The sequence below is a fragment of the Yoonia sp. genome (assembly GCF_017854415.1).
GTDB lineage: Bacteria > Pseudomonadota > Alphaproteobacteria > Rhodobacterales > Rhodobacteraceae > Yoonia.
Genome location: NZ_JAFMHR010000087.1, coordinates 5,018 through 13,723, shown reverse-complemented (window position 1 = coordinate 13,723; position 8,706 = coordinate 5,018). Strand labels below are relative to the sequence as shown.

General features: G+C 55.8%; 8 protein-coding genes. 1 reads left to right on the top strand and 7 read right to left on the bottom strand.

Features of this window, described 5'->3' with window-relative positions:
- From QZ197_RS10690 to QZ197_RS10665, 6 genes are all read right to left on the bottom strand, one after another.
- A partial coding sequence (locus QZ197_RS10690) for a site-2 protease family protein (RefSeq protein ID WP_296431922.1) occupies window positions 1-1,121 on the bottom strand: 1,121 nt, incomplete at its 3' end.
- Between the two features lie 89 nt (window positions 1,122-1,210).
- Window positions 1,211-1,456, bottom strand: coding sequence for an acyl carrier protein (locus QZ197_RS10685; protein WP_296431921.1), 246 nt, complete (start codon window positions 1,454-1,456; stop codon window positions 1,211-1,213).
- Window positions 1,453-2,634, bottom strand: a complete 1,182-nt coding sequence (locus QZ197_RS10680; RefSeq protein WP_296431920.1) for a dihydrolipoamide acetyltransferase family protein — start codon at window positions 2,632-2,634, stop codon at window positions 1,453-1,455. The genes QZ197_RS10685 and QZ197_RS10680 overlap by 4 nt, the downstream gene beginning before the upstream one ends.
- Window positions 2,631-4,634 (bottom strand): pyruvate dehydrogenase (acetyl-transferring) E1 component subunit alpha, encoded by a 2,004-nt coding sequence (gene pdhA / locus QZ197_RS10675; protein ID WP_296431919.1) that lies wholly within the window; start codon window positions 4,632-4,634, stop codon window positions 2,631-2,633. The genes QZ197_RS10680 and pdhA overlap by 4 nt, the downstream gene beginning before the upstream one ends.
- Window positions 4,631-6,376: an acetate--CoA ligase gene (gene acsA / locus QZ197_RS10670; RefSeq protein ID WP_296431917.1), complete on the bottom strand. Its 1,746-nt coding sequence runs from the start codon at window positions 6,374-6,376 to the stop codon at window positions 4,631-4,633. The genes pdhA and acsA overlap by 4 nt, the downstream gene beginning before the upstream one ends.
- Window positions 6,377-6,400: 24 nt before the next feature.
- A complete protein-coding gene (locus tag QZ197_RS10665) occupies window positions 6,401-7,171 on the bottom strand; it encodes an SDR family oxidoreductase (protein ID WP_296431916.1) in 771 nt (256 codons plus the stop codon).
- Window positions 7,172-7,316: 145 nt separating this feature from the next.
- On the opposite strand from QZ197_RS10665, the gene QZ197_RS10660 reads away from it, so the two are divergent.
- Entirely contained in the window at window positions 7,317-7,823 is a 507-nt protein-coding gene (locus tag QZ197_RS10660; RefSeq protein WP_296431915.1) for a hydrolase, read from the top strand.
- Between the two features lie 7 nt (window positions 7,824-7,830).
- Here the strand turns inward: QZ197_RS10660 and QZ197_RS10655 are convergent.
- Window positions 7,831-8,706, bottom strand: an 876-nt coding sequence (locus tag QZ197_RS10655; protein ID WP_296431914.1) for an HlyD family efflux transporter periplasmic adaptor subunit, incomplete at its 5' end; no start/stop codon positions are given.

The window sequence follows — 8,706 nt, the reverse complement described above, 5'->3', positions numbered from 1 at the left end:
CGCATGTTTTCGACCGTGTGCATATAGCCAATGAGGTTGGCCAAAGTGATTACACCCAACAGCGTGTGATCTTTCACCACCAAGAACTTGCGCGTGCCCGTTTGCGCAATTTGCGCCAGCAGGCCGCTGATAGGCATATCGGGTGGAACCGTCGATGCCACATCCAATCCGGCAAATACATCACCAACGCGGGTGTTGCTCCAGTTGTCGTGATCGATGACGGACAAGACGTCCTTGTCAATTTGGCCCAACAGAATGCCATCTTCGACTACAGGCACAAAGCTGACGCGCTTTGACAGTACAACCGTGTTCACAAAGTCCGACAGGGTCATTTCAGATGACACTACAATCGGGTTCTGGACCATCAAGTTTCCAACGGTCTTGCCCGCAAAGGCATTATCCATGATTTGTGAATGATACGCGCCGCGCGCCGCGCCCATCACGAAAAAACCGATCATTATATACCAAAGCCCGGTAATCAGCAGGCCCTGAAACAAGACCAATACGCCTAGAAACATGAGCCCATAGGCGAAAATCGTGCCCGACCGGGCTGCAGCTTTGGTGGCCCGAAGGATGTCACCGTGACGGTGCCACAAATACGCACGCAATACGCGGCCACCATCAAGCGGAAAGGCCGGAACCAGATTGAACAAGGCAATGACCAGATTGACCGCGGCAAGGTATGACAACGTTTCTATCACGGCAGGGGCATTCAATAACTGGACGGACAGCTGCGCGAGTAACCAGAAAACGGCGCTTAGGCTCAGGCTCATCGCGGGGCCTGCGAGGGCAATCCAGAATTCCGCGGTAGCCGATTTCGGTTCTTCCGCCAGCTCTGCTACGCCGCCGAACAAAAACAGTGTGATGCCTTTTATCTGAACTCCGAACCTGCGCGCCACAACTGAATGGGCCAGTTCGTGTAGCAACAACGAGCCGAAAAAGCTTAGCATCGCTACGACTGCCATAACGACATACATCTGTGATGTCTGCTCAGGCAGTGTGGCCGGGAAATACTGTTGAGACAGGGTCCAAGTGACCAATGCAGCTATCAATGCCCAGCTTGGGTCTACTTTGATATCAAAGCCGCTGACTGTGGCTAGTTTGATCGCGTTCGAGAACATTATGCGCCTTTTATTTCCTTCGACTTTAGTATCCGCCGCAAGTTGTCTGATTGAGCAATGTCAAAATCGCCCGTTGTTTGCCTGCAATGTCAGTTCGTGTTGGTTTGCAGATAGGTCAACAGGTCGTCAAAGCTGCGCATTTGATCATAGTCGGCTTCGGGCATCGGCAAGGACAATTCCTTTCCCAGTGCCGTGATCAGCGTCAGAAAATCCATCGAATCAATATCAAACTCATCGCGCAGGTCGGCTTTGGGGTCGATGCTTTCAATTGGAATATCAGGTGCGATACGGCCCAGTTGAGTTGTGATAAGGGCGCGGATGTCCAAGTTTGTCATAAGGTCTCCGGGTGTTGTAGGTGGTCAATGATGGCGCGCAAAAACCGCGCACCTCGGTGGCCGTCGCTGACGCGGTGGTCAGCGGCCAAAGTAATGTCTGCGATGCGGCGCGGCTTGATCTGATCATCGATCACTGCAGCTTGAACACTGGGTGTGCCAATCCCGACAATGGCGACTTGTGGCGGAAAAATAACACCTGTGATCCCGCGAACCCCGCGGTCACCCAGACTGGTCAAAGTGATGGTCGGATCAGCCAATTCGCGCGCCCTGAAACGGCCCTTTTTGACGCGCGCGACCAAGTCCCGTAGCCGCGCCATCAACGCGTCCAAATCCCCCTCTGACGCGTCATGCAAGGCTGGGGCTGCCAATCCGCCACCGCGCAAATTGATCGCCATTCCCAAATGCACAGCAGGGGCGGGCGCGAACCGTTCATTTTCAAAATGCCCGTTGAATTCGGGAAAGGCTTGGGCGGCAAGCGCCACAGCCCGGACATACAGTGCGCCAATTGCCAACCGCGCGTCAGGTGGTAGATTGGCGTTGTGACGGGTTATAAAATCTTCTGCCGCCGTCAGATCTATGCTGTCCGACAAGTAATAATGCGGTATTTCGCGCTTTGATCGGGACATCGCAGCCGAGATGGCTTGGCGCATCGCAGACATAGGTTCGACCGCGGGCGTATCGGGCAGGTCGCCAAGGGCAATGATCCGGTCGGTGCCAAGTGCCGACAAATCAAACCCGATCTGAGCTGCGCGCCGTCTTGCTGCGGGGGACACCCGCTGACGATCCTGTCCGGCAAGCTCCTCCGGCTGCACTGGCGGTTGATATGGCGGAGGCATCGGGTCTTCAGGTAGATCAGGTGGCGCTACTGGGTCAGTTGGCTGTGGCGCCTCCGACGGGCGCGGCGGCGGTGGCGGGTCGACGGGTTTGGGGATGTCAGGCGTGTCACTTGTGCGGATATTTGCGATCGGCGTGCCAACTGCGACCTTCGTGCCAAGTGGGACCAACCAGTCGTCCAGAAAGCCGTCCTCGAACACCTCGATTTCGATGGCTCCTTTTTGGGTTTCAACCGCGGCAATGATATCGCCACGGTGCACCGGATCACCCCGCGCAATCAGTTGTTCGACCAAAATTCCGTCGGCCATATCTGCACCAAGCGACGGCATCAGGAACTGGCTCATGGTTGTTGCTCCATCAATGATTTGACAGCGGCGATAATGCTGGACACCTGCGGAAGGGCGGCTTGTTCTAGATGCGCGGCATAAGGGATTGGTACTTCAGCGCTGCAGACCCGACCGGGCGGAGCGTCAAGATCGTAGAACGATCCTTCTGCCAGCCGCATCCCGATTTCCGCCGACAAGCTGCCGCTGCGCCAGCCTTCGTCGACGATCAAAACGCGATGCGTGCGCGCAACCGATGTCCGAATGGTTTCCATATCAAGGGGGCGTAAACTGCGCAGGTCGATGACTTCGGCGCTGATCCCTTCGGCCTCTAGGGCGTCGGCCGCGTCAAGCGTCTTGAACAGCGATCCACCGTAGGTGATCAAGGAAATATCGCGACCTTGGCGTCGCACGACGGCACGGTCAATATCGACGGGGCCTGCATTTTCAGCGATCTCGCCTGCATTGTTATACAGCATAACGTTTTCAAAGATCAGCACCGGATCTGGGTCCTGCAACGCGGTCCAAAGCATACCGCGCGCATCCTCTAGCGTCGCTGGCGCCAATACCCGCAGACCGGGGATATGCGCGTACCACCCTTCAAGCGAATGCGAGTGCTGTGCGGCAAGCTGTTTGCCGGCTCCGGTCGCCATACGGATAACGATCGGCACACCAAACTGGTTGTTGGACATATGCCGCAAGGTGGCGGCAGTATTCATAATCTGATCCAGCGCCAACAACGAAAAATTGACAGTCATCACTTCGACAATCGGGCGCATGCCAGCGATGGCTGCACCAATCCCGGCACCGGTAAACCCGGATTCCGACAAAGGCGTATCGCGGATACGATCTGGACCGAACTGGTCCAGCAGGCCTTTGCTGACCGCATAGCATCCGCCGTAATGACCCACATCTTCGCCCATCAAAAAGACACGGTCATCGCGGCTAAGGGCGTCTGTGATCGCAGACTTCATGGCGTCGCGATAGGTTGTTTGCATCATTGCATCGGGGGTCGCCACTTTGGGTGGGTCAGGTCGGTCAGCTGCCATAACGTAGTGCGTCAGTGTCTCTAGCGGTTCAATGTCGCTTGATTCCGCAAAGGCCACTGCCTGCGCAATTTCTGCGGAAACTTCAGATTTGATCGCCGCAATATCGTCATCGTGCAGCAAACCGCTTTTCATAGCCCAGCCCTGGAACCGCACGATAGGACCTTTTTCGCGCCACTCAGCCACTTCGGACTTTGGTCGATAAAGTTGGGCGTCGAACATCGAATGCGCACGAAACCTGTATGTGCGGCATTCAAGAAAATAGGGTTTGCCCGTCTCCGAGATTGCCTGAATTGCGCGACGTGCTGCAGCCTCTACGGCGACAACATCCATGCCATCCACCACTTCTGAGGAGATCGCGTAACTGCGCGCCTTGGCTGCAATGTCGGTTTCAGACTCCGAGATATCAAGCGCTGTGCCCATCGCATAGCCGTTGTTTTCGCAGACAAACAGCACCGGCAACTTCCACAAAGCAGCAAGGTTCAGGCTTTCGTGGAACTCACCTTCGGCCACGGCCCCTTCGCCAAAAAAGCACGCCGTTGTGCCATCGGTATTTTGCATTCTGTCAGCCAAGGCCAACCCGACGGCCATCGGCAAGCCACCACCCACAATCGCATTGCCACCATAGAAATTCCGCGCCGCATCAAACAAATGCATCGACCCGCCACGCCCGCCAGCGCATCCACCTGCTTTGCCGTACATTTCTGCCAGAACGGCCTCCATCGGCACACCGCGCGCCAAGGCGTGACCGTGTTCACGGTATGTCGCAACTAGCCGGTCACCTGCCTCGAGCAACGGAATGATCCCAGCAGCGATCGCCTCTTCACCATCATAAAGGTGCAGGAATCCACGGATTTTCTGCTGCGTGTATGCTTCAGCGCATTTTTCCTCGAACATACGGATGCGAAGCATTGATTTGAGCAACTCGCGGACATGCGCTTGGTCAAGGCGGGGTTTGGTGCGGGTTAAGGTCATGATTCGTCACTTTCCAGCGTTGAGATATCACCTTCGGGCAGTCCCATTTCGCGGGCTTTCAACAGCCTGCGCATGATCTTGCCACTGCGGGTTTTGGGCAGGTTTTGACGAAATGCGATATCTTTGGGGGCTACTGCGGGGCCAAGTCGTTTACGTGCATGCCCCAAAAGATCGAGCCGCAGATCATCGCTTGGCACATGTCCCGGTTTAAGTGCGACATAGGCTTTGACGATCTGTCCGGCCGTTTCATCAGGCAAGCCGATCACTGCTACCTCTGCCACGGCCTTGTGTTCCATCAGCGCGCTTTCGACCTCGAATGGACCGATCAGGTGGCCAGCACTTTTGATCAGGTCATCTGCGCGGCCAACAAACCAGAAGTATCCATCAGCATCGCGCATCGCGAGATCACCGCTGAGGTACCAGCCACCCTTGAAACACTTGTCGTAGCGGGCCTGCTCATTCAGATAACCGCGCATCATCGATGGCCAGCCCGGACGCAAGGCCAGTTCCCCCATTGCCATAGGCGCGGTTAGTTCCGTGACAGTGTCGCCGATGACTTCGACAATGCCTGCTGCAATCCCGGGCAGTGGTTTGCCCATCGATCCCGGTTTGACATCCATCGCGGCATAGTTGGCGATCATGATTCCACCGGTTTCGGTTTGCCACCAGTTGTCATGAAAAGGTTGGCCAAAGGTATCATTGCCCCAGACCACGGCCTCTGGGTTCAGCGGCTCACCGACACTTGCCATAAAACGTAGGTTGGGAAATGAGCGCGCGCCTATGGCCTCAGCCCCAGCTTTCATCAACATACGGATTGCGGTGGGGGCGGTGTACCAAACATTCACAGCTTCAGTGCTGAGGATGTCGTACCATCGGTTGATGTCGAACTCTGCCTCGTCGACTATCATCGTGGTCCGGTTGGTCAGCGGTGCGATAATGCCGTAAGATGTACCTGTGACCCAACCGGGGTCAGCCGTGCACCAGTAGACATCGCCCGGTCGCATATCCAATGCCAACCTGCCCGTTGCGTCATGGGCAACAACCGCCTGATGCACATGCACGACACCTTTGGGTTTGCCAGTTGTGCCTGATGTAAAATGCAGCAGTGCCGTGTCTTCGGGGCTGGTTTGGACCGTTTCGAATTGATCCGAGGCCGTTTCTAGTAGGGGCTTCAGGTCGGTCGTTCCGCGGGTTGCCCCATCAACAGTGAAAACCTCGTTCAATTCTGGCAATGAGGCGCGAATGCCCGCGACTTTGCGTTCATAAAGGCGTGTCGATGTCAGCAAGGCGTTCGCCCCGCCTATTTCCATACGCGCCTGAATTGGTTCTGGTCCGAACGCTGAAAACAGCGGACAAAAGACGCAACCAGCCTTCAAGGTTCCAAGGGCCGCGATATAGAGTTCAGGGACACGGCCCAGCAAGGCATAGACCTTGTCGCCCTTTTTGAATTGGCGCGCGCGCAGAACGTTTGCAAACTGGTTCGTCAGCCGCGACAGTTCCGCATAAGTATAATCAGTGCGCGCACCAGATTTAGCAATCCAGCGCATCGCGATCTGCGCGCCATGACCGTCGGCGACATGTCGTTCAATCGCCTCATGCGCGATGTTCAGATGCCCATCCGGCATACCGTCCAACATCGCATGCGCAGTATTCCAAGAAAAGCTACCATAGGTCGCGGCATAGTCGGGCATATTTGCAGCCAGCTGGGTTCTAGAGCGCTTACTGATAATGGCATCGGTCATGACATCCTGCCCCTGTTGTTGCAATTATTGGGCGACGTAACCGCCATCAATCGGAATGGCGGTACCGGTGATAAAGCCCGCGCGCGGCGAACACAGCCAGACGATCAGATCCGCGACTTCTTGAGGTGTGCCAATCCGGCCCATCGGGTGCAGCGGATCCATCATTTCAGCCGATGACTGCGCGCCCGCCGTGGCTTGTTCGGCAAGCGAATCCAACATCCTGGTGTCGATCCCGCCCGGACAAACAGCATTCACGCGAATACCGGCCTTGGCGTATTCAAGTGCTGCGTTTTTGGTCAACCCGATCACGCCATGCTTGGAAGCAACATATGGCGACAAGCCTGGAAAACCGATCAATCCTGCGATCGACGACAGGTTCACAATCGCGCCTCCGCCAGATTTGAGCATCGCCGCAATCTCTGCTTGCAGACACAGGTATGTACCCTTGAGATTGACCCCGATGATCGCGTCAAAGTTATCTTCGGGCTGGTCGGCAAACGGGGTAATTTTTCCTTCAATCCCCGCGTTGTTCACAGCGCAATCAATCCGGCCATATGCCGCGACAGCCTTTGCGATCAGGGTTTTGACATCTGTAGGTTTCGATACGTCCGCCGAAACGTATATTGCTTTGCCGCCTGCTTTTTCGATCATTGCCACCGTTTCCTTGCCGCCGGCGTCATCAACGTCCGAGGCAACGACAATTGCGCCCTCTGCGGCGAATGTCAGTGCTGTGGCGCGGCCAATTCCTGCGGCGGCACCGGTGATCAGGGCTGTTTTGCCAGTTACCAATCCCATGGTGTGTCTCCTTGATTTGAAATTGCGATGCTTGTGCACAAAGTCTGCCACAGCGGTCACCGTCGCGATTGACCGATATCAATTGGCGCAAGGGGCATCAGCGTACAGTCCGACATCACATTTCCAATTCAATAGGAGAGGCCCGATGCACACCAATGCATTCCCCGAAAATGATGTCAGCGAAAATACAACCGGATGCTGCCCGCGTTTTAAGCCGGAAGGTTGGGACAACCAGCGACTTCATTTTAAAAACAAGAAATTCGTGCGGGCCACGACCCGCAGTGCCATGCATATCCCGTGGAACATGGGGCAGGTGTTTACCCGCGTACAAGAACATATCGAAGATGCGGGTGCTGCGGACCTCGCCACAGAAATTGTGCTAAGCCGCGATACATCACCATGGGAAGCCGAACACTTTTTTGCAGTCACCAAGGACATTGAAGGCGAAGATATGACGACCCTTTCAGGAGATTTTATCACACGGGTTTTCGAAGGTCCGTATCGCAAGGCAAAGGACTTTTCCCACGATATGGAAGTCGCAGCCACCGCAATGGGCAAGACCGCCAAGCGGGTCTTTTTCATTTATACAACCTGCCCGAAATGCGCCAAAGCGTACGGCGAAAACTATATGGTGGGTGTCGCCGAAGTTTAGCCTTGCGCTAGTCCAAGCTGCTGCGCTCGACGATTTCACCGCCCGATACCAGTTGATCGTTTGGGTGGGTTACGACAGCCATACCGGCACTTAAGCCATCCAGAACTTCGGCAAATTGGGTGTTCTGGCGACCGATGCGAATGGTTTGTTCGTTCGCAATGCCGTCTGTCGCTGTAAACACAGCCCAGTCCCCATTACGTTTGAAAAGGGCACTAAGCGGCACCTGAAGCGCATCTTCTTTGCGCCATTCAGTAATCCGCAAGAACACAGCAAATCCATCACCAAGTCCGACCCTTTGAGTGATCGGCGAAGTGATATCAAAGACCGCATCTAGGCGTTGTTCCTCGATCCCGAGTGCTGATACTTTGGTGTCAGCCGCAGGTGCGATGCTGATCAGTGAAGCGCTCAATGCGATAGGACCACCCCAGCGTTCAACAACGGCCCGCGCGCCAATTTCCAGGCGAACTGCGTCGCTCGACAAAAGGTCGGCCACGATTTCCAGCTGCGCGGGGTCACCAATCCGCAACAGCGGGGCGCCGGTTACAACAGGTCTTGCGCTGGTGCCTGCGACGCTAAGGACTAGCCCGTCAGCAGGTGCGGTAATCGCCAGACAACAACTTTCCACGGCATCCGCCTGCGATTGTGGGGTTTGCAGCATTGTTTCAGCACGGCTCAGAGTGCTTTGTGCCATATCGATACGCGCCGTTGCGGCCTCGACCGTGCTGTTGGCAACGGCAAGGCGTTGCACTGCGTCTTCAAGCTGGGTCAGTGATACGACACCGCGTTCGACAAGGGTTTGAGTGCGCTGGTACTGCGCATCGGCAAGCGCCTCAGCATCGATCGCGCGGGCAAGCTCGGTTCGTGCCACATGCAACGCGGCTTC

Bases quoted from the DNA above. Each gene is read 5' to 3' on its own strand.
- QZ197_RS10685 (WP_296431921.1), bottom strand. From the start codon at position 1,456: ATGACAAACTTGGACATCCGCGCCCTTATCACAACTCAACTGGGCCGT.
- QZ197_RS10680 (WP_296431920.1), bottom strand. From the start codon at position 2,634: ATGAGCCAGTTCCTGATGCCGTCGCTTGGTGCAGATATGGCCGACGGA.
- pdhA (WP_296431919.1), bottom strand. From the start codon at position 4,634: ATGACCTTAACCCGCACCAAACCCCGCCTTGACCAAGCGCATGTCCGC.
- acsA (WP_296431917.1), bottom strand. From the start codon at position 6,376: ATGACCGATGCCATTATCAGTAAGCGCTCTAGAACCCAGCTGGCTGCA.
- QZ197_RS10665 (WP_296431916.1), bottom strand. From the start codon at position 7,171: ATGGGATTGGTAACTGGCAAAACAGCCCTGATCACCGGTGCCGCCGCA.
- QZ197_RS10660 (WP_296431915.1), top strand. From the start codon at position 7,317: ATGCACACCAATGCATTCCCCGAAAATGATGTCAGCGAAAATACAACC.